The organism is Priestia sp. YIM B13552 (assembly GCF_042787775.1).
In the GTDB taxonomy this organism is placed as follows: Bacteria; Bacillota; Bacilli; order Bacillales; family Bacillaceae_H; genus Priestia; species Priestia megaterium_E.
Genome location: NZ_JBHZOU010000001.1, coordinates 1,201,897 through 1,223,099, shown reverse-complemented (window position 1 = coordinate 1,223,099; position 21,203 = coordinate 1,201,897). Strand labels below are relative to the sequence as shown.

At 39.5% G+C, this 21,203-nt stretch carries 17 protein-coding genes; 10 read left to right on the top strand and 7 right to left on the bottom strand.

Features of this window, described 5'->3' with window-relative positions:
* The first annotated feature begins 46 nt into the window (after positions 1-46).
* From ACFX40_RS05920 to ACFX40_RS05890, 7 genes are all read left to right on the top strand, one after another.
* The gene (locus ACFX40_RS05920) at positions 47-664 is read left to right on the top strand and encodes a TVP38/TMEM64 family protein (protein WP_013081701.1); all 618 of its coding nucleotides are present in this window, start codon (positions 47-49) and stop codon (positions 662-664) included.
* Between the two features lie 580 nt (positions 665-1,244).
* A complete protein-coding gene (gene fabG / locus ACFX40_RS05915) occupies positions 1,245-1,985 on the top strand; it encodes a 3-oxoacyl-ACP reductase FabG (RefSeq protein WP_013055347.1) in 741 nt (246 codons plus the stop codon).
* A 262-nt stretch (positions 1,986-2,247) separates the two neighbouring features.
* The gene (addB, locus tag ACFX40_RS05910; protein WP_098433390.1) at positions 2,248-5,748 is read left to right on the top strand and encodes a helicase-exonuclease AddAB subunit AddB; all 3,501 of its coding nucleotides are present in this window, start codon (positions 2,248-2,250) and stop codon (positions 5,746-5,748) included.
* A complete protein-coding gene (gene addA / locus ACFX40_RS05905) occupies positions 5,741-9,478 on the top strand; it encodes a helicase-exonuclease AddAB subunit AddA (RefSeq protein WP_377254429.1) in 3,738 nt (1,245 codons plus the stop codon). The genes addB and addA overlap by 8 nt, the downstream gene beginning before the upstream one ends.
* A gap of 53 nt (positions 9,479-9,531) precedes the next feature.
* Positions 9,532-10,716, top strand: a complete 1,185-nt coding sequence (locus ACFX40_RS05900) for an exonuclease SbcCD subunit D (RefSeq protein ID WP_098525536.1) — start codon at positions 9,532-9,534, stop codon at positions 10,714-10,716.
* A complete protein-coding gene (locus ACFX40_RS05895) occupies positions 10,713-14,105 on the top strand; it encodes an SbcC/MukB-like Walker B domain-containing protein (RefSeq protein ID WP_217598990.1) in 3,393 nt (1,130 codons plus the stop codon). The genes ACFX40_RS05900 and ACFX40_RS05895 overlap by 4 nt, the downstream gene beginning before the upstream one ends.
* Positions 14,106-14,119: 14 nt before the next feature.
* Positions 14,120-14,425, top strand: a complete 306-nt coding sequence (locus ACFX40_RS05890) for an HNH endonuclease (protein WP_028407428.1) — start codon at positions 14,120-14,122, stop codon at positions 14,423-14,425.
* A gap of 46 nt (positions 14,426-14,471) precedes the next feature.
* Here the strand turns inward: ACFX40_RS05890 and ACFX40_RS05885 are convergent, their stop codons facing one another.
* The 6 genes from ACFX40_RS05885 to ACFX40_RS05860 form a co-directional block, all read right to left on the bottom strand.
* Positions 14,472-14,690 carry a spore germination protein gene (locus ACFX40_RS05885; protein ID WP_025749935.1) on the bottom strand — a complete coding sequence of 73 codons (219 nt, stop codon included), beginning with the start codon at positions 14,688-14,690 and terminating at the stop codon, positions 14,472-14,474.
* 59 nt (positions 14,691-14,749) lie between these two features.
* A complete protein-coding gene (locus ACFX40_RS05880; RefSeq protein WP_028407429.1) occupies positions 14,750-15,181 on the bottom strand; it encodes a spore germination protein GerPE in 432 nt (143 codons plus the stop codon).
* A 12-nt stretch (positions 15,182-15,193) separates the two neighbouring features.
* Positions 15,194-15,370, bottom strand: coding sequence for a hypothetical protein (locus ACFX40_RS05875; protein WP_013055355.1), 177 nt, complete (start codon positions 15,368-15,370; stop codon positions 15,194-15,196).
* A complete protein-coding gene (gene gerPC / locus ACFX40_RS05870; protein WP_028407430.1) occupies positions 15,367-16,083 on the bottom strand; it encodes a spore germination protein GerPC in 717 nt (238 codons plus the stop codon). Before gerPC ends, ACFX40_RS05875 begins: the two co-directional genes overlap by 4 nt.
* A gap of 89 nt (positions 16,084-16,172) precedes the next feature.
* Positions 16,173-16,448, bottom strand: coding sequence for a spore germination protein GerPB (locus tag ACFX40_RS05865; protein WP_016763006.1), 276 nt, complete (start codon positions 16,446-16,448; stop codon positions 16,173-16,175).
* Between the two features lie 30 nt (positions 16,449-16,478).
* Positions 16,479-16,700: a spore germination protein gene (locus ACFX40_RS05860; RefSeq protein WP_013055358.1), complete on the bottom strand. Its 222-nt coding sequence runs from the start codon at positions 16,698-16,700 to the stop codon at positions 16,479-16,481.
* A 198-nt stretch (positions 16,701-16,898) separates the two neighbouring features.
* On the opposite strand from ACFX40_RS05860, the gene ACFX40_RS05855 reads away from it, so the two are divergent.
* Entirely contained in the window at positions 16,899-18,071 is a 1,173-nt protein-coding gene (locus ACFX40_RS05855) for a DUF418 domain-containing protein (RefSeq protein ID WP_377254426.1), read from the top strand.
* Between the two features lie 78 nt (positions 18,072-18,149).
* On the top strand, positions 18,150-18,497 hold the full coding sequence (locus ACFX40_RS05850) for a DUF1516 family protein (RefSeq protein ID WP_013055360.1): 348 nt from the start codon (positions 18,150-18,152) through the stop codon (positions 18,495-18,497).
* A 41-nt stretch (positions 18,498-18,538) separates the two neighbouring features.
* On the opposite strand, the gene ACFX40_RS05845 is transcribed toward ACFX40_RS05850, so the two are convergent.
* Positions 18,539-19,099 carry a DUF2777 domain-containing protein gene (locus ACFX40_RS05845; RefSeq protein WP_016763009.1) on the bottom strand — a complete coding sequence of 187 codons (561 nt, stop codon included), beginning with the start codon at positions 19,097-19,099 and terminating at the stop codon, positions 18,539-18,541.
* 171 nt (positions 19,100-19,270) lie between these two features.
* Between ACFX40_RS05845 and asnB the strand changes: the two genes are divergently transcribed.
* Positions 19,271-21,118 (top strand): asparagine synthase (glutamine-hydrolyzing), encoded by a 1,848-nt coding sequence (gene asnB / locus ACFX40_RS05840; protein ID WP_025749930.1) that lies wholly within the window; start codon positions 19,271-19,273, stop codon positions 21,116-21,118.
* Positions 21,119-21,203 lie beyond the last annotated feature (85 nt).

The following is a 21,203-nucleotide window of genomic DNA, read 5'->3' as shown; positions in this document are numbered from 1 at the left end:
CAATAAGTGAAAAGTAGCACAGTTGTTTAAATAAGGAGAACATTCGATGGATTTTGAAACATTAAAGCATTATTTGACGTTAGACGGCGTCCTCGAGTTATTAAAACAATATCAATCATTTGGAATCATTCCAGGGCTGCTGTTGCCTATTTTAGAAGCGTTTATCCCTATCTTGCCGCTTTTTGCGTTTGTAATGGCCAATGCTGCCGCTTTTGGCTTATGGTTAGGTTTTTTAATTTCATGGGTTGGCAGCTGCGTTGGATCACTGCTTGTCTTTTTGATTTTTAGAAAATATGGACAGGCGAGGTTTTTACATTTCATCAGCCGGCATGCGCAAATTCGAAAGATTATGATTTGGGTAGAAAGACACGGGTTCGGACCGCTGTTTATTATGCTTTGTTTCCCTTTTACCCCGTCTTCGGCAATTAATGTAGTAGCAGGGCTATCACGTGTTAGTATGGCTCAGTTTATGCTGGCTGTATTAGCCGGTAAAATGGTGATGATATTTATGATGAGCTTTATTGGGGCCGATTTTGTTTCATTTGTGAAACAGCCTCTGAAAGCAGTACTTGTTTTAGTCATCATTTTTGTTCTATGGCTTGTTGGAAAACAAATTGAACGAAGGTTAAATGAAAAATCTAAAGTGAAACAGTATGACAAATAGTTTGTTTATATATAACAAATAGTGATGAAAGACTGCTTTTTAATAGGCAGTCTTTTGTTATACATACAGCCAAAAGGGGTATTGTAAACTATAGAAAAGCCTTTTCTTATAAGGATACAACAGCATTTTTGAAAGGACCTTAAAATTTTTCTTAAAGAAGTTATTTGTCTGTTTATTCGGTTGGCAGAACAATGCATATACAGAGTATCTGTCCAGCAATGAACAAGTTTTTTGTTTATCAATTATGAAAAATATGCTAAAATAAAAGAAAAAACTGGGAATAAATTAGACGTCTATTCCTAGTTGCACCTAAGTAATGAACCCTTTGTTTTCTAGAGATATACATGTTTTTTCTCAACATGTATTATCACCTCATGTATTTCAAAACGTTTTCTTAAAAATTATATGAATGATTTTTGAGCTTGACTACTAAGATGTAAGTAGAGGGATCATTACTAGAAAAGCACCGAATGATCATTAAGACGTGCTTGGCGTCGTTTTGAGGAGGGGAATGCGCTATTAAGATTCAAGCGACTTGCTGATTAATCGTTGTTAGTAAGCGTCTTATAGCGCGGGTGACATGAGATTAAAAGATAAAGTGGCAATTATTACGGGTGCAGCAAATGGATTAGGGTTCGAAGCTTCTCGAATATTCGCACAAGAGGGTGCAAAGGTCGCTATGGTTGACTACGATGCAAAAACGGGAGAAGAACGAGCAGCTCAGCTAAAAGAAGAAGGCGGAGATGTAGCATTTTTTCAAGTGAACGTAGCGGATCGAGACAGCGTAGATGCAATGGTAGAAGAAGTAGTGAAACGCTACTCTAAAATAGATATTTTAATTAACAATGCAGGTATCACCAGAGATGGAATGCTAACCAAATTATCAGTTGAAAATTTTCAAGCAGTAATCAACGTAAACCTTACAGGCGTTTTTCACTGTACACAAGCAGTGGTACCGCATATGATTGCTCAAGGTAAAGGGAAAATTATTAGCACATCTTCGGTATCTGGCGTATATGGAAATGTTGGTCAAACAAACTATGCGGCGACAAAGGCAGGCGTAGTAGGAATGACAAAAACATGGGCTAAAGAGCTGGGACGAAAAGGAATTAATGTAAACGCTGTAGCTCCCGGGTTTATTGAGACGGATATGGTGAAGGCGATGCCAGACAAAATCATTGATCAAATGAAATCCACGATTCCTTTACAAAGATTAGGTCAGCCTTCTGACATTGGTTATGCTTATCTGTATTTAGCATCTGATGAGTCCAACTATATTAACGGTACAACACTTCATGTAGATGGTGGAATCATGATGTAAAAGTAGAAAATAATTCGCTTTTCTAAAACTTTTCAGTGGTCTTTTGACTACTGAAAAGTTTTTTTGTTGCATCCAGCATTTCACATATCGGCAAAGTGGAATTTTGTCTGCAAGTTCAGTAAAATAATAAGGAGAGAGATAGAGAGATTTAGATGATTATCATTATAAAATTTTGACGACTGCGTCACGTGTTTACGTGGCGTTTATCCATTTTGTACTTAAACAAATGAAAATATAGAGAAAAAAATCAAGGGGTGAAAACGTGGGGCTACAGTTTTTATTAGGACGTTCAGGAAGCGGGAAAACGGAATATCTTTTAAATAGCATGCGCCAAGAGCTGTTAAATGCACCGCTTGGGCATCCACTTATTTATATTGTACCTGAACAGATGACATTTCAGTCGGAGTATGCGCTTGTTCAAACACCTGGGTTAGAAGGCATGATGCGTGCTCAAGTTTATAGTTTTACACGTCTTGCATGGCGTATCCTGCAAGAAGTTGGAGGTATTAGCCGCTATCATGTGGATCAAACAGGTATTCATATGATGCTTAAAAAAATTATCGAACATCAAAAAGAAGAGCTTCGACTGTTTGCGAATTCTTCAGAACAAGCAGGGTTTATTGAAGAACTGGAAAAAATGGTTAAAGAATTTAAACAGTACACAGTAGATGCCCCGTCTCTCGAAGAGATGAAGAAAAAGCTTCAAGCAGAAGATGAGAAAGTCCTTGCTGATAAATTACATGATTTACATCTCATTTACGGAGAATTAGAAAAACAGCTGATGACGAAATATGTAGATGGAGAAGACTATTTGAAGCTGCTGAGTGAAAAAGTAGCGTCTTCTGGCTATCTTGCTCAAGCAACGATTTATGTAGATGGATTTCATCACTATACTCCTCAAGAATTAACCGTATTAGTAGAGCTGATGAAAGTTTGTAGAGAAGTAAAAATAGCGGTGACTTCTGATTATTCATATCAAGATTTTATTCCAAATGACTTGCACTTGTTTCGATTAACGAGCGAAACGTACCGAGAAATAATGGGCCTGGCGGCTGAAAACGGGATAGAGATTCAAGAGCCAATCGTATTTAACGAACAAAAAAGGCATCAAAACAGTCCAGAGCTTGCCTATTTAGAACGATATTATGATGAACGGCCAACGCCGGAATTTCAGTCAGAGCCAGAGCACATTCAGCTGCTGCCGGCTGTTAGCCGAAGAGCAGAAGTTGAAGGGATTGCAAGAGAAGTACTTTCACTTGTGCGCGATCACGGCTATCGCTACCGTGATATTGCCTTGATTGTTAGAAATGCAGAAGATTATCATGACTTGCTTCAAACCATTTTTCGAGATTATGAAATTCCGTACTTTATTGACCAAAAGCGAGCGATGTTTCACCATCCACTCGTTGAATTTGTTCGCTCAGTCTTAGAGGTGGTAAGCGGGTCATGGCGATATGAAACCATCTTTCGAGCAGTGAAAACGGATCTTTTATTTCCTTTGTCATCTGATGTGCACCAGCTTCGCGAAGAGATGGATGAATTAGAAAATTATGTACTCGCTTACGGTATTCAAGGATCTAAGTGGACGAGCAAGGAACCATTTACCTACAGAAAATATCGTTCACTTGAAGACATGAACCTTGGGAAAACGGACGAAGAGCTTGCTTTTGAGCAAAAAATAAATGAATTAAAAAATATGATTGTTCCTCCTATTTATTCGCTTCAGCAAAAATTAAAACAAGGGAAAATAGGAAAAGAAAAAGCAGAAGCGCTCTATCGTTTTTTAACGAATTTAGATATTCCACAAAAGATAGAAGCGCTGCGCAATCGATGTGAAGAAGAAGGAAAGCTTCAAGAAGCAAGAGAGCACGAGCAGGTATGGAAAGCAATTCTTCACTTATTTGATCAGTTTGTTGAAATGATGGGAGAAGAGAAAGTATCGATTTCTTTGTTCGCAGATCTATTTGAGACAGGGCTTGACAGCATGCAGTTTGCACTTGTTCCGCCTGCACTGGATCAAGTGGTTGTGGCAAGTTTTGAGCGTTCGCGTTTATCCGATATCAAAGCAAGCTTTGTGTTAGGTGTAAATGACGGTGTGATTCCAGCTAAACCAAAAAGCGATGGCCTGTTATCTGAGAAGGAGAGAGAGCAGCTGCTTGAATCAGGTTTATTACTTGCGCCAACCGGAAGACAAAAGCTGTTTGACGAACAATTTCTCATTTATTTAGCACTTTCCAGCTCTTCGGAAAAACTTTATGTTTCGTATCCTCTTGCCAATGAGGAAGGGAAGACCCTGCTGCCTTCACTCGTTATTAATCGAGTAAAAGAGCTATTTCCGCTCCTGCAGGAGAAGCTGTTAATGACGGAACCTACAGATTTAGAAGAAGAAAAGCAGGTTGATTATATTACAAATCCTTTAACAAGCATCGCGCATTTAGCCAGTCAGCTGCAAGGATGGAAACGCCATTATCCAATGAGTTCCGCTTGGTGGGATGTGTATAATTTTTATGTGGAAAATTCAGATTGGAACTCATACAGTGGGAAAGTACTAAGCAGCTTATTTTATCAAAATGAAGCAAAACGGTTAACAAAGAAAACGAGTCAGCGTCTGTATGGAAAGCATATTCAAGCAAGCGTATCGAGAATGGAAAAATTTGAAGCCTGTCCATATGCGCATTTTGCTTCTCACGGGCTCAAGCTTAAAGAACGAAAAGTTTTCAAATTGGCGGCTCCTGACATAGGCGAGTTATTTCACGCGGCGTTGAAAATGATTTCAGACGAACTTCGCGGCGGTCAAAAAGAATGGAAGAACTTAACGAGAAAAGACTGTCAGCAGCTTTCTACGGCTGCAGTGCATGAGCTTGCTCCGCGCTTGCAAAATGAGATTTTATTGAGCTCGAATCGCCACCACTATTTAACACATAAGCTGCAGCAAATTATTGAACGTGCGTCGCTTGTGTTAAGTGAGCACGCTAAGATGAGCGGCTTTGTTCCCGTTGGATTGGAGCTTGGATTTGGACCTAGCGCAGAGCTGCCTTCTATGCAGTTCACACTGCCAAATGGCCATACGATGGAACTCGTTGGCAGAATTGACAGGGTAGATAAAGCGGAAAGCTCAAAAGGACTTTTACTGCGTATTGTCGACTATAAATCAAGCGATAAAGCATTAAACTTAGTGGAAGTGTACTACGGTTTATCTCTTCAAATTTTAGCTTATTTAGACATAGTCGTGACGTATGCTGAACAGCTTCTTCATGATAATAGAGGAGCATTGCCTGCTGGCGTTCTTTATTTCCACGTTCATAATCCGATGATCAACAGTACTAAAGCATTACAGCCTGATCAAATTGAAGCTGAAATCTTCAAGAAGTTTAAAATGAAAGGACTGCTTGTAGGAGACGAGGAAGCAGTAAGGTTAATGGACGAAACGTTAGAATCAGGGCACTCACAGGTTATATCAGCGGGCATTAAAAAGACAGGGGGCTTTTATTCCAATTCTTCGGTTGCGAGCGAAGAAGATTTTACACATCTCCGTCAGTATGTGCGAGGTAAATTTGTGGAGGCAGGTACAGAGATTACAAATGGGAAAATTGATATTTCGCCTTATAAACTAAAAGATAAAACACCATGTGCGTTTTGTGAATACCGCTCAATTTGTCAGTTCGATGAATCAATGGAAAACAACGAATATCGTCAGCTTAGTACAGAGAGTCAAAGTGTTATTTTAGATAAAATTCGAGAGGAGGCCAAACGAGATGAGTGAAGATATACACATAAAACCGGCCGACTCCCAGTGGACGGATGATCAGTGGAAAGCCATTGTTTCATCCGGTCAAGATATATTAGTAGCCGCGGCGGCTGGCTCAGGAAAAACAGCGGTTTTAGTTGAACGTATTATTAAAAAGATTACGATGGGTGATGAGCCAATCGATGTTGATAGATTACTCGTTGCTACGTTCACAAATGCTTCTGCAGCCGAAATGAGAAATCGAATTGGAGAAGCATTGGAAAAAGAGTTAAAAAAGAATCCATCTTCTTTGCACTTACGCAGACAGCTTAATTTATTAAACCGTGCGTCGATTTCTACGCTCCATTCTTTTTGTTTAGAAGTCATTCGAACGTATTATTATTTGATCGATGTAGACCCTGGTTTTCGGATTGCAGATGATACGGAAGCGGATCTTCTGCGTGAAGAAGTATTAGAAGAATTGTTTGAAGAACAGTACAGTATTGAACAGAACGAACGATTCTTTGATTTAATTGATCGTTATACAAGTGACAGAAATGACTTAGATATTCAGCTTATGGTAAGAAAGCTGTATGACTTTGCAAGATCTAACCCTGACCCAAACGGCTGGCTTGAAATGATTGTGAGTCAATATGATGTGACAGAAGACTCTTCTATTGATTCACTTCCGTTTCTATCTTTTCTTTTACAAGAAGTAACAACGCAGCTGATGGGCATTGAGTCGATTTTAAAACAGGGCTTAGAGTTAACAAAGCTGCCAGGAGGGCCTGCTCCTCGCGCCGTTAATGCAGAGGAAGACCTGGCTCAAATTCATCGGCTGATCAGCGCTTCTAAGCATTCTTTTGCTGATTTGCATGGGGAAATGCAGAATTTGAATTTTACTCGTTTAAAGCCATGTAAAGGAGAAGCATACGACTCGCAGCTTTTAGATGATTTCGGAGAGCTTCGCAAAAAAGCTAAAACAAGTCTTGAAAAACTTCATGCTGATTTGTTTTCTAGGCCTTTGCACGGCTACATGGCTGATTTTGAGAAAATGAAGCCCGTTATTGAAACGCTAATCTTTTTAGTTCAGCGCTTCGGTGAACGATATGAACATATGAAAAAGGAAAAAGGGTTAGTGGACTTTTCTGATTTAGAGCATTATTGCCTGCAAATCTTGAGTGTAAAAGAAGATGGGATGCTTAAGCCTTCGTCCATTGCCCAAAAATATCGTACTCAGTTTGAAGAAGTGCTTGTTGACGAATATCAAGATACAAATATGGTTCAAGAAACACTGATTAAACTAGTGACAAGAGATAGTGAAGAACAAGGGAATTTATTTATGGTTGGAGATGTAAAACAATCCATTTACCGCTTTCGTTTAGCGGAGCCATTTTTGTTTTTAACAAAGTACAAGCGCTTTACGCAAGATGGTCGCCAGTTCGGAAAACGTATCGATTTGAATAAAAACTTCCGCAGTCGTTCTCAAGTGCTTGATGCTACAAACTTTATTTTTAACCAGCTGATGGATGAAGAAGTAGGGGAAATTGCATATGACGATGATGCTTCTTTAAAATTAGGAGCATCGTATCCAAAAGCGGAAGGAATGGAAACGGAACTTCTGCTCATTGCAAAAGAAAATGCAGAAGAAGGAGCGGAAGAAGAATCGGATTCTTCTCTCGTCGCTTTTTCAGAAGCAGAGCTTGAAACGGCTCAGTTAGAGGCAAGAGCAATGGCGCGCAAAATCAAAGAACTCGTTCAAAATCGTTTTCAAATATATGATCGCAAGCTCGATATTATGAGAAACGTGACGTATCGTGACTTTGTTATTTTGCTTCGTTCCATGCCTTGGGCTGCGCAGATTATGGATGAATTTAAGCAAGAAGGCGTGCCGATTTATGCCGATTTATCAACAGGTTATTTTGATGCTACTGAAGTGATGATTATGATGTCTTTATTAAAAGTAGTAGATAACCCGCATCAAGACATTCCGTTAGCTTCTGTTCTTCGCTCACCGGTAGTAGGGCTTTCAGATGAAGAGTTAGCTACACTGAGAGCAGAGCAAAAGAAAGGAACGTATTACGATGCGTTAAAAACGTACTTAGCGGTTTCAGATGATGAAGAACTTCGCGATAAAGTAAAGTATTTCTATGAGCAGTTAAAAGCATGGAGAACACAAGCTAGACAAAGCTCTTTGTCAGAACTGGTATGGCAAATTTACCGCGATACGGGTTTCTTTGAATTTGTTGGCGGACTTCCTGGCGGGAAACAGCGTCAAGCCAATTTACGTGCTCTTTACGATCGCGCTCGCCAGTACGAGGCAACCTCATTTAGAGGTCTGTTTCGATTTTTACGCTTTATTGAACGCATGCAGGACCGAGGGAACGATTTAGGAGCTGCTCGAGCACTGGGAGAACAAGAAGATGTGGTGCGTTTGATGACGATCCACAGCAGTAAAGGTCTTGAGTTTCCTGTTGTTTTTGTAGCTGGTCTTGCTCGTCAGTTTAACTTAATGGACTTGAATAAAGCATATTTACTCGATAAAGAACTAGGTTTTGGATCTAAATATATTGATCCAAAACTGCGTATTACGTACCCTACTCTTCTTCAGCAGACCATGAAGAAAAAAATGAAAAAAGAAAGCATGGCAGAGGAAATGCGGGTATTATACGTAGCTTTGACGCGTGCGAAAGAAAAACTTATTTTAGTTGGAACAGTAAAAGACGCACCAGAAAAGCTCAGACAATGGAGCTCCGTTATGGCACATGAAGATTGGACGCTTCCAGCTCACGTGAGAAGAGATGCAAAATGTTATTTAGACTGGATTGGACCTTCTTTAATTCGTCACCAACATGTTAGTCACCTGGTTGAAGGAGCGGTCCAGCCGGCCAAGATGATTCATCAGCATGCTTCAAGCTGGAAACTTTCAATGTTATTAGCAGGTGATTTAGCCGAACAGCCTCTTGAAGAGCAGCAGCATCATGAAGAGCTTTTAAACGCTCTTCAAAAGCATGAGCCAGTTTCAGAATCGAGCGATTATAAAGACGAAGTGTATAGACGCTTAAATTGGTCTTATGATTATCGTGTAGCTTCCGTTCATCGTTCGAAGCAATCTGTTTCTGAACTAAAAAGGCAGCAGCAGCTGACGGATGCAGGTGGAAGCGACGATCTCGTTCGGGGATCTAAAGCACCTCTTGAAAATCGTCCGCTGTTTCTTCAAGAGAAATCTCTCACAGGAGCTGAAAGAGGAACAGCTACACATGCCGTTATGCAGCAGCTTCCATTAAATAAAGCTTATACCCTTGAAATGGTTCAAGACTTTATTCAATCAATGGTTACCAAAGAATTATTGACGCAAGAACAAGCGGATGCTGTTGATGCAAATGATGTAGCAGACTTTTTAGACAGTGACATTGCACAAGGTATTCGAACGGCTCGCACGGTTTATAGAGAGATGCCTTTTAGTTTAGGTGTCTCCGCTAAAGAAATCTATGATCATTGGGAGCAGGAAGACGAAACAATTTTAGTGCAAGGTATTATTGATTGTTTGTATGAAACGGAAGAAGGCCTCGTTTTACTTGATTTTAAAACAGATAACATTTCGGATCGTTTTCAAGGGGATTTTGAACGGGCAAAACCATTTCTAATTGACAGATACCGCATTCAGTTAGAGCTTTACGCAAAGGCCATCGAGCGGATTGTAAAACAACCTGTTCAGCATCGCTATCTGTACTTTTTAGATGGTGGACATGCTGTTGAAATATAAAAAAAGAAGAAGGCGATAGTCTTCTTCTTTTTCACCAATAAGGAGAGAGTAACATGCGTTTATTACATACAGCAGATTGGCATTTGGGGCGAACGTTAGAAGGTCGAAGCCGCCTGGCTGAGCAAGCACAGTTTTTAGATGAACTGGCAGACATTGTGGAAGAAGAAAAGATAGATGCTATTCTCATGGCGGGAGATGCCTTTGATACGGTTAACCCTCCAGCAGCGGCAGAGCAGCTTTTTTACGAAAGTATGTCTAGGTTGAGCAACAATGGAAAACGTCCGATTATTGTTATTGCAGGTAATCATGACAACCCAGACCGGCTGTCGGCGGCTTCTCCATTAGCTGTTCATCAAAATATTACGCTTCTTGGTTTGCCTACTACCGATGTAGAAAGCATTCACATTCCTACATCAGATGAAGTGTTAAAGGTTGCGGCTCTTCCTTACCCATCTGAATCAAGGTTAAAGGAACTTTTAGCAGAAGAAAATGATGAGCTGGCTCTTCGAAACTCATATGATGCCAGAGTAAAAGGTATTTTTGATAAAATGAGTGAGCAGTTCACAACAGATACCGTTAATATTGCCATGAGTCATATTTACGTAGCAGGCGGAAGTTCAACGGACTCAGAACGTCCAATTGAAGTAGGAGGAGCTTATACGGTGGCGGCAACTAGTTTACCTGCTAATGCTCAATATGTAGCATTAGGACATTTGCATCGCCCGCAAATGATCAATCGCGCCAGCACCCTTGCAAGATATTCCGGTTCACCTCTTGCTTATAGTTTTTCAGAGTCAGGCTATGCAAAGTCCGTTACCATTTTAGACGCTAAGCCAGGAAAAGAGATTGAGATGACTGAAATTCCATTATCCAGCGGAAAGCCTTTGACACGTTGGAAAGCGAAAAACGGATTGGCAGAAGTATATACGTGGCTTGATGAGCAAAAAGATACGGAGGCATGGGTTGATTTAGAAGTTCACGTAGAAGATGCGCTTTCACTAGAAGAAATCCATCGTCTTCGCAAGCTTCATCCAGGTTTTATTCATATCCGTCCGGTATTCAAAGCAGAAGAACTAGCACTCGAAACACGTTCACAGCGCGAAGTGCCGATCGAAGAACTGTTTACAAAGTTCTACAGCAGGCAAACCGGCGGAGGGGCACCTGATGATGAATTAGTAAAACTGTTTTTAACCTTGATTAACGATGAAGAAGTATCGGGAAAGGAGGATGAAAAATGAAACCTATTAACTTGACCGTTTCGGGGCTTCACAGTTTTAGAGAAAAACAAACTGTCGACTTTGAAGTGCTGTGTTCAGGCGGTGTGTTTGGAATATTTGGTCCTACAGGAAGCGGGAAATCCTCCATTTTGGATGCCATTACACTAGCTTTATACGGAAAAGTAGAGCGTGCAGCCAATAATACACAAGGAATTTTAAATCACGGGGAAAATGAACTGAAAGTATCGTTTACGTTCGAGCTGGAAAACGCTAGTCATAAAAAACGCTATACTGTTGAAAGAAGCTTTAAACGGACGGATGAGCTTCGTGTAAAATCAACTTCAAGTCGATTGATTGAAATCGAAGATGAAACGTACGTATTAGCAGATAAAACAAATGATGTAAACCAGCAGGTACAGGAGCTTCTTGGTTTAACAATTGATGATTTTACAAGAGCTGTTGTATTACCGCAAGGAAAATTTGCGGAGTTTTTATCGTTAAAAGGAACGGAGCGTCGTCAAATGCTTCAGCGTCTTTTTAATCTCGAGCAGTACGGAGATCAGCTTAGTAAGAAAATACGCTATCAAGTTCAGCAGCTAAAGACAGACCTAGATAAAATCACCGCAGAACAAACGGGATTAGGTGAAGCTTCAACAGAGAAAGTAACGGAAGCGGAGCAGCTTGTAAGTGATAGCATTATACTTTTGGAAAAACGAGAAAAAGAAGCGTCTGATTTGCAGGAAAGATACGATCAGCAGGCGTCTCTTTGGAAAGCGCAGCAGGAAAAAGCACTGATAGAAGAAAAACTAGTGCATGCTTCTAAGCAGGAAGAGGAGATTAGACAAAAGCAAGATGTGGTGACGAAAGCTCAGCAGGCAGAACGTCTTTTTCCCTATTTAGAAACATTTGAACAAGCTGAAAAGCAGCAGAAGCTTTACGAAGATAAAGTAGAAAAATTAAAAGCACAAATTGTTCAAAAAAGTGAGGAATATAAGCGATCGAATAGTTTATATGAGCAGGCTCGCTTACAAAAGAATGAACAGCAGCCCAAATTAGTTGTTCAAAAAGAACAGCTTCAACAAGCTTCTGATCTTCAAAAACAAATTAAAGAAGGACAGCAAGAAATAAAAGAAGCGGAAGTTTCTCTTCAGCAAAAGCAGCAGGCACTTCAAGCGAAAAATGATGAATTAATGGAAGCAGATAAGCGGTATCAGCAAGGCTTGACTCTTCAAAAAGAGTTAAAAGAAGCATTAACAAAAGTGGAAATTCAACCTGATTATCGCCAGGCTGTTCAGCAAGCATTTTATCGTTATCAAGTATGGAATAACGATAAAAAAAATCTAGATGAAGGTCAAAAAACGTATAAAGAAAAAGCCGAACAGCTTAAGCATTTGCACACACAAAAACAAACACATCAAGAGAGAGAGCAGCAAACAATAGAACAAAGTAAAGGGTTATTTTCAGATATTCAAGGCTTGTATCACACTGTATGCGAGCGGGAAAAAGAGTTTCAGCAGCTTTTTCAACAAGCAGATCGTTTAATGAGCGATCTAAAAAGACGCAAAGAAAAAGAATGGTCACGCCGTCTGGCTCATCAATTAGCTGAGCAGCTGACCCAAGGTGAGCCTTGTCCAGTTTGTGGCTCTGAGCATCACCCTAACCCCGTATTACACCAACAAGAAGATGACATCACAACTGAATCAGCGAATCAGTTCGAAGATCAAGTTAATCAGTTGCGTGAACAGCGATTTAGCTATTCGTCGCTCAAAATGCAGCTTGAACAGCTAGCTAAACCTCTTGTTGAAAAAATACCTGAGTTAGCTGAGTTTATGAACGAAGCTGGCGAAGTTCCTGCTTTAGGAGAAATGAATACAGATGCCTTTGGGCATTATGCTAAGAAAATAGAAGTTGAAATCAAATCTCTTGAGCAGGATTATTTGCAGGTAAGTGAAAAACAGCAGGCAATTCTCGGGCAGATACAAAAGGTCCAGCAAAGCCTTGAAAAGATTGAATTAGAGCTTGCTCATTATCAAAAAGAGCAAGCTGAATTAGAAGGAAAAGTAAATCGGCAAAAACAGGCGCTACAAGCAGGAAAAGAAGCTTTTCAACAAGATTATCCTTCCTTTGTATTTGAAGAGATGGAAAAAATTAATGAAAGGCTGATTGAAAGAGAAAAAGAAGAGCAGACAATAAAGGCTCGAATTGAAAAAAGCAGCGTATTTTTTGAAAATCAGCAAAAGAAAATCGAACGTCTAAAAGAAGAGAAATATGCGGGCGAAAAAGAATTTACAGAATTAAAAGCAATGCTGTCTCATAAACAATCTCTTGTTCACTCGCAAATTGAACGCTTGCGTACGCTTACAGATCAAGAAGATATTGAACAGGCGCTGCAAAAAACAGTTCTTTTACTTGCGGAGTTAGAGACGAATGAACAGCAGGCATATCAACATTGGCAGACTGTTCAAAAAGCGTATCAAACGCTGCAAATGGATGAAAAAGCAGCGAGCGAATCTCTAGAAACAGCTTATATGCAGTATAAAAAAGCAGCTGAAAAATGGGAAGAAGCTGTAGGGAATTCTTTATTCAGCGAAGGAAAAGAAGTTCAGCAAGCTTTGTTATCACATGATGAGATGAAATTGTTGGATGAAACTGTTCAGGCTTATTGGGACAACATAAAACAGATGAAGTCATCAATTGAACAGTTAAATATTCAGCTGAATCACCAGTCCATAGAAGAGCACCAATTTGAAGAAACTCAGCAGCTGCTTCATGATATAAAAGCGGCTGTGAAAGAAGCGGTTCAGCTCAAGGGAGCAGCTGAGCAAACGTTAAAAAGCGTCAAAGAACGGCATGAGCGATTTTTAGTGCTTGAACAGGACCGTGAAGAAAAACAAGCGTTATTTGAACAGTATCAAAAGCTTCAAACAGTATTTAAAGGAAATGCTTTCGTGGAATATATTGCTGAAGAACAGCTGATATCCGTTAGCCGAGATGCTTCAGAGCGTCTGGGTATATTAACACGTCAGCGCTATGCGATTGAAGTGGATTCCCAAGGCGGCTTTATTATGAGAGATGATGCAAATGGAGGCGTAAAACGTCCGGTTTCAACTTTATCCGGTGGAGAGACGTTTTTAACTTCGCTGGCTTTGGCCCTTTCATTATCTGCACAAATTCAGCTAAGAGGAGAATATCCGCTGCAGTTTTTCTTTTTAGATGAAGGCTTTGGAACACTTGATGGAGAGCTTCTTGATACCGTTGTTACAGCGCTTGAAAAGCTTCAATCAAATAATTTATCAATTGGAGTCATCAGTCACGTACAAGAACTTCGTGCTCGCCTGCCAAAACGTTTGATTGTTGAGCCGTCCGAGCCTTCTGGCAAAGGAACTAGTGTAAGAGTAGAAACTTTATAGGGAAGGAAATCTATATGAACAAAAAAGACAGGCGGATAGGAACATGCGAATTATGCGGAAGGCAGGATGTCTTGACGACCGTACATCATTTAACGCCAAAGGAAATGGGCGGAGCGTTTGAACCAACGGCAAACTTATGTATTCCGTGTCATAAACAAATTCATGCATTATACACAAATGATGAATTAGCCATTCGTCTTAATACGATTTCTTTATTACAAGCTGATTCTAAAATTAGCTCTTTTATTAAATGGATTCGTAAACAGCCTTCTTCTAAATTACCTAAAACCAAGAAATCAAACAGCCGAAAATCCAAGTGAATAAAAAACCCCTTATCCGCTGTAGTAGCAAAGATAAGGGGTTTTTTTAAGCATTTGCTGCTATATTTTGATCGAATAAATCTGGATCTAACGTATTTGTTCCTGAAATGCCGTTATTTGTATTAACAAAGTTACCTGTATTTAAAGAACCAGAGCCTGACGCCGTTTTGGCGGCACTTTTTGGAGAAACATAAAACGTATCTCCAAACGTTACGACACCGCCTCCGACGCTCATGATACTAACGGGTCCAATTATTGCTGGCATGAGATTCACACCCTTTTTTCATGATATTAATTTAGTATATGAGCAGCTTTTTAAAAGGTTCACTCACTGCTGCTAGCTTGTGAAGAAGCACTACTTGATGTTCCTGTTTCAGCTTCCTTTGAAGGTTCATCGTTGATCAGTTCCCGAATATGCTTAATGCGGGCTTCTGCATAAACATTGCACGTTGATCCAATATGAATAACTGATGAGAATGAGCACCCTTTTATATCAATTCTGTTAACGCGGATCAAAGGTATTTCATTCCATGTTTGAACGGGAATAGGTTCATAATCGCCATGAGGAATAGGCTCATTAAAGATAGCGTAATCATCAAAGTTTCCTTCTCGACCGTAGAAAAACGGATACTGTCTCCGATCGGCTAAAGCTTTATTAAGTAGATGAATTTCTGTTGAATCACCAATTTGGCAAAAGGAGCTCGCCGACAAGGAATTAATTTCTATATAATTAACAGAAGATGTGCGTGAAAGCATACGTAAGCTCCTTTATGATAACGATAGTGGAACATAAGGTCCGATAATCAACGATTCAGCCGGCGTATCAAATGTTGAGGATAGAGAGATGTAATTGGCATCACCAATTAAAAAAAGAGAAGAAGAAGATACGCCTGTAATACTAACGTCTCCAACAAGCAATTCGCGGTTTACAACGTTAAAGTTCATGAAGGGGGTCCACCTTTCTTTAAAGATTCAGGTAAATACGTTAAAAATGCGTCAATTCCTTTTTTCATATCTTCATAAAGTTTACCGATAATTTGAGGTTTAATTTGTTCAAAATTTCGTTCCATTTCTTCCGGCTGAACTTGCTGTATATAAAAGGTAATCCGCTGCTGCAGCTGCTTTTTAATATCTTCTAAAATAAACTCGTAGTACGATTCATCAATCATCATCGAGCGCTCATCAAGCACATGTTGAACCATAGAAAATCCATATTGATTAAGTTCAGCTAAAATCGTTTCGTGGATATCAGAGACCCACTGTTTTTCTAGCTGGCGGTTCAACGGTTTTAAGCTAGGATTTTGTGGTCCAGGACCTCCGGGTTGTCCCGGCTGCTCACCTTGAGGCGGCTGCCCCTGTGGCTGAGCTCCTTGCGAAAACGTTACTTCTGGTTTCTCATTGATAATGATATCTTCTAAATTATCAGGTGTAAGAGGGTTTAATCCAATATTTAATGTTCCATCTAAAGAATCGATTTTTAACTGTTCAAATTTATATTCAATTTTATCAATTTTAATAGGTGGCTGTTCACCTAACTCTTTTATTTTTTTCTGAAGTTCTTGTACGTTTTTTTCAAGTTGAGCAATGCGTTCTTCTTGCTGCTGAATATACGAAGACATTTGCTGAACATACTGATGTACCTGCTGAATATAGTCCATGTTATCCACCTTCAATCACCTCAATTCCCTTATCTTCTGATAAAGAAAATAGTTATATATATACATATGGCGATGAAGGTTGTAACATGTCAGTCGTTGTCTCGAACTGGGGGAGTTAACGACTGTGAGAAAGGAGCTGGGGCAGTGCCCGCACCGGTTCCGGGAGTAAAGGTAGAAGGAGAAACAGATCCAAGAATGCCTTTTTTTGTTTCAGTAGGTGCAGCGCCTGTAAACCCTCCTGTATTAAAAAGATTTGAGTTTGGTTTAATAACACCTACGCTTCCAATTTGAAGTACTGAAGAGTTACTTACGGCACTGATTTTCATACTTTGAATACAGATACTTTGATTCACGTAAAAGTTCATAAGCATCCTCCTGTATGAGCTTCATTTCTATTATAGATTTCCAGCAACATTTTGGTCATTTACATCATTGTCTGACGTATTGGTTGAGCTCTGCTGATTCACAACATATAATCCGTCGCCTGTATTAAACGAACCTGCGCCAGCAAATGTTTTAGCAGTGGAAATAGGGGCTATTGTATAAACATCTCCAATATGAAAGACGCTGGCTGAACCAACACTGTTAAGATTAACAACACCAACAATGGCAGGCATAGGCAAACACCCTTTTAATTTAGTCTAGTAACAGCATATGAAGCCTAGACAAAAAGGTGATTAATGCTTTTTCTTTATCTATATGCAGGGAGGAAGCAAAACATTAAAGAGAGGAATGGAAATAGTAAACATTGAAGAAAAATTTTTGCGTTCGATATAATGTGAAAGCAATAATGAAATAATGTAAGGTGTGAAAGAATGAAACGTTTCAAAATGAACGCAGCTGATAAAGAACAGCGCATTGAGGCAGCAGATGTATTAAAAGGAATCGCGCTTATTGGTATTTTGCTCATAAACATGCCGGATTTTTATTCACCTGCTTCCTATTACGACCATAATTTGTTGGACGGTTCAAGAATGAATTATGTTGCTAATGGATTAGTTGATGTAGTTGTAGGGCAGACAGGCTACGCGCTGCTCGCTATTTTATTTGGATTTGGTTTTATGAAAATGTTCCAGCGTACATACGAAAGGCAAGTAAGCTTTACTCCTTTTTATGTACGAAGAATCACAGCTTTGCTTCTTGTTGGTGCTATTCATGCTTTATTTATTTGGCACGGTGATATGATTGTGATGTACAGCTTCTTTGCTTTGATCATGCTATTTTTTCAAGAAGCAAAGAAAGAAGTGTTATTAGCGTGGGGAACCGGAATATTTAGCATTTATGCTGTGATTATGATTGTTATTTTAACAGTAGCGGCTTTTGTTAACGAAGGAGAGACAGCAGCGGGAATTCACCAGCCTATTATTGACCAAGCGCTTCAAGCATATGGACACGGAAGTTTTGCGTCAATCTTTCATCAGCGCTTGCTTGATTGGTACTACGCGTATAATTTAAATACGGTTCCTTTTCTGTTTTTATCGCTATTTCCACTGTTTTTATTAGGCGGTTTTATGGCAAAAAGCGAGTGGTTCGAAGAAATAGAAGAATATATAGTGGAGACAAAGTGGCTTTGTCTTATTTCATTCATCGTGTATGCAGCATCATCCGTATTGCCGTATGTTTTGGATCACAATGTAGCGACATCGTATATTCACGATACAATCGGAGGAACGGCAGGAGCAATTTTTATTGTAACGTTGGTCACATTAGCTATGCGAAGTGTATCGATTCAAAAAGTCATGCAGCCATTTGCCCTTTTGGGGAGAATGATTTTAACTAATTATATTGTCCAGTCCATTGTATGCACATTTCTTTTTTACTCATATGGGTTAGGATACTACGGACATATTTCAATTGTAGAAGGTTTGGCTATTGCGGGGATTATCATTTTTATTCAACTGCTGGGAAGCCGGATATGGATGAGCCTATTTTCAGATGGACCCCTTGAAAAACTCATTCGGTATGCTACTTATGGAAGCAGCCGCTAAAAATCCTTTTCTTTCCTTCTATTATTGGTGAAGGAAAGGTTTTCATGATATGATATTTTCAGAAAGGACGTGAGATAAATGGCTCCACTACATATTCATGTAACGCTTTGGACATTATTAATTATTTCGTTTGTGGTTTCGTTGATTTTACATCGAGCAGGTAAAGCTAAAGGTCAAAAAATCCTACATATGGTGGCGAGACTCCTATACTTATTAGTATTAGTATCAGGTCTGCATATGTTAGCAGCTTGGTACCATTTTCAAGGCGCAGCGCTCATTAAAGGAATTGCCGGAGTGTTAGTGCTTGTGGGAATGGAAATGGTACTTGTTCGTACTGAAAAAAGAAAGCGTACAGGCGTTGCTTGGGCAGTTCTTGTAATTGCGCTTATCTTAGTATTCTATTACGGATATGTCGTACTAGGATAAGAAAAAAGCTATCTTGGATAAGATAGCTTTTTTCTTTTGTTTTAATCTAAAAAAAGATTCATTGAACGTTCTCCATCATTAACGGTATATTCAAATCGATCTAGGTGATGCGTGCCTCGTTCGAATAAATGCTGAACGGCACAAATTTTCTCCTCATTGTCATAAATGATAAAATTAGCACCTTTTGTATCACCGTCTGTCGGTAAAAAACATAATGTGTTGTGACAGTAAATACAATCATAAAGAGAGAATTTTAATGAATTTAAGTGCTGAGTGAATGATAAAAAGGTCTCTTTCGGTAGTGATTGAAGCAGCTGTTCGTATGCATAAGGTAGCTTTTTAGTCAGTCTTAGCTTATCCCCATTTCGCAATAAATACGTTCCATCGTGAAGCTTTATTTGACGGTCATCAACCATAATGGCTTTTTCCCAGCGTGTATCAATAAGAAGTTCTAATGTATCATCCATTACTTCATGGAGCATGGAAGCTTCGTCACTTTCATCTTCAAAGAAAATCCACTGTGAATCAACACATTCAACCGTACCAATCACGAAGGAACGCGGCTGATTGTTCAGAGCTTGTTGTTTAGAATAATGAGTCATAATCAAACCTCCGTGTGAAATTTATCCATATTTTTTTATTGCCTAAAAAAGCTCTCTTTATAACTCGAAAGTGAAAATAAAATATAAGGACAATTCAACTGTAACTATTGCGTGCATACAATGGCATTATTTCATTCATAAACAAGAGCGTGAAAGAAAGGATGATAAACGATGTGTGGTATAACGGGTTGGGTCGACTTAAAGCGATCGCTTTTAAATGAAACAGCAACAATAACAAAAATGGCTGACACTTTATCGAAAAGAGGTCCTGATGACACCAACGTATGGACACAGCAGCATGTTGCTTTTGGGCACAAACGCTTAGTTGTAGTAGATCCTCAAGGCGGAAGACAGCCCATGACAAGAGAAAAAAATGAACAGCTCTATACGCTTTGCTATAATGGAGAGCTTTACAACACGGAAGATATTCGGAAAGAATTACTAAAAAGAGGTTATCAATTTCAGGGACATTCAGATACGGAAGTACTTCTAACATCTTATATAGAATGGAAAGAATCATGCGTAGATCATTTTAACGGTATCTTTGCTTTTTCAATCTGGGATGAAGCCAATGAAAAGTTATTTATAGCACGCGACAGAATGGGAGTGAAGCCCTTATTCTATCGATCTTATGAAGGTGGAATTCAATTTGCATCGGAGTTAAAAGCGATATTAGCTCATCCTGAGGTGAAAGCGGAAGTAGGATTAGATGGATTAGCAGAAGTGTTTGGCTTAGGACCTTCTCGTTCTCCCGGCCACGGGGTATTTAAAGAAATAAATGAATTGCGCCCGGCTCACGCGCTCACGCTTACTCGTAACGGGTTGAAAATTTGGCGATACTGGAACGTGAAAAGTGAGCAGCATACAGATGATTTAGGTGAAACTACAGAAAAAGTTAAATTTTTAGTGCAAGACGCGATTGTAAGACAGCTAGTGTCGGATGTCCCGGTTTGTACATTTTTATCAGGTGGAGTAGATTCAAGCGCCATTACAGCAATTGCTGCAAATGCGTTCAAAGAAAGCGGCAAGGGCTCTCTTCATACGTATTCTATCGATTATGAAGACAATGATAAATTTTTTAAAGCAAATGAGTTTCAGCCAAATTCTGATGGAACTTATATCAAGCTCATGTCGGATACGTTTCAAACAAATCATCACCGCTGCATTATTTCAACGGAGGACCTTGTGCAGCATTTAACAGAGGCTGTAGAGGTGAGAGACCTTCCTGGAATGGCTGATGTAGATTCATCGCTGCTTTGGTTTTGCCGTGAAATCAAACAAGATTTTGTCGTGAGCTTATCAGGAGAATGTGCGGATGAAATTTTTGGCGGATATCCGTGGTTTCACCGAAAACATGATTTGTCTTCGGATACCTTCCCGTGGATGCGTTCATTAGATGCTCGAATTGATTTGCTGCAAAGCTCATGGAGAAAGAAATTACAGTTAGAAGATTATGTGCGTGCAAGATATGAAGAAACATTAAAGGAAGTGCCTGAATTAGAGGGTGAATCGTTAGAAGATGCGCAGCGGAGAAAGCTGTTTTATTTAAATCAGATTTGGTTTATGACAACTTTATTAGATCGTAAAGATCGTATGAGCATGGGCGCGAGCTTAGAAGTACGCGTACCTTTTGCAGATCATCGCCTTGTGGAATATGCATGGAATATTCCGTGGGAGATGAAAATGACGGGCAATAAAGAGAAGGGGATTTTACGAAAAGCGCTTGAAGGAATTTTGCCTCATGACGTTCTTTATCGCAAGAAAAGCCCTTATCCTAAAACGCATAACCCAGCTTATACAAAAGCTGTAACTGTATGGCTTCAATCTCTTTTACAAGATAAACAGTCACCTCTTCATGAATTTTTTGATAAGCAGCAGTTAAAGCATATTATTGATACAGGCGGAGAAGGATTTAAAGCACCGTGGTTTGGTCAATTAATGACAGGACCCCAGCTGCTAGCTCATCTAGCTCAAATTCACGTCTGGTTTACTCACAATAATATTCAAATTGTGGAATGACAGGACCCTCTCAGTACAGAGGGTTTTTTTTATGAAATAAGTCATCTGTTTCTCTTTTTTGTACGTTTAACTAGAGAAGAAGACC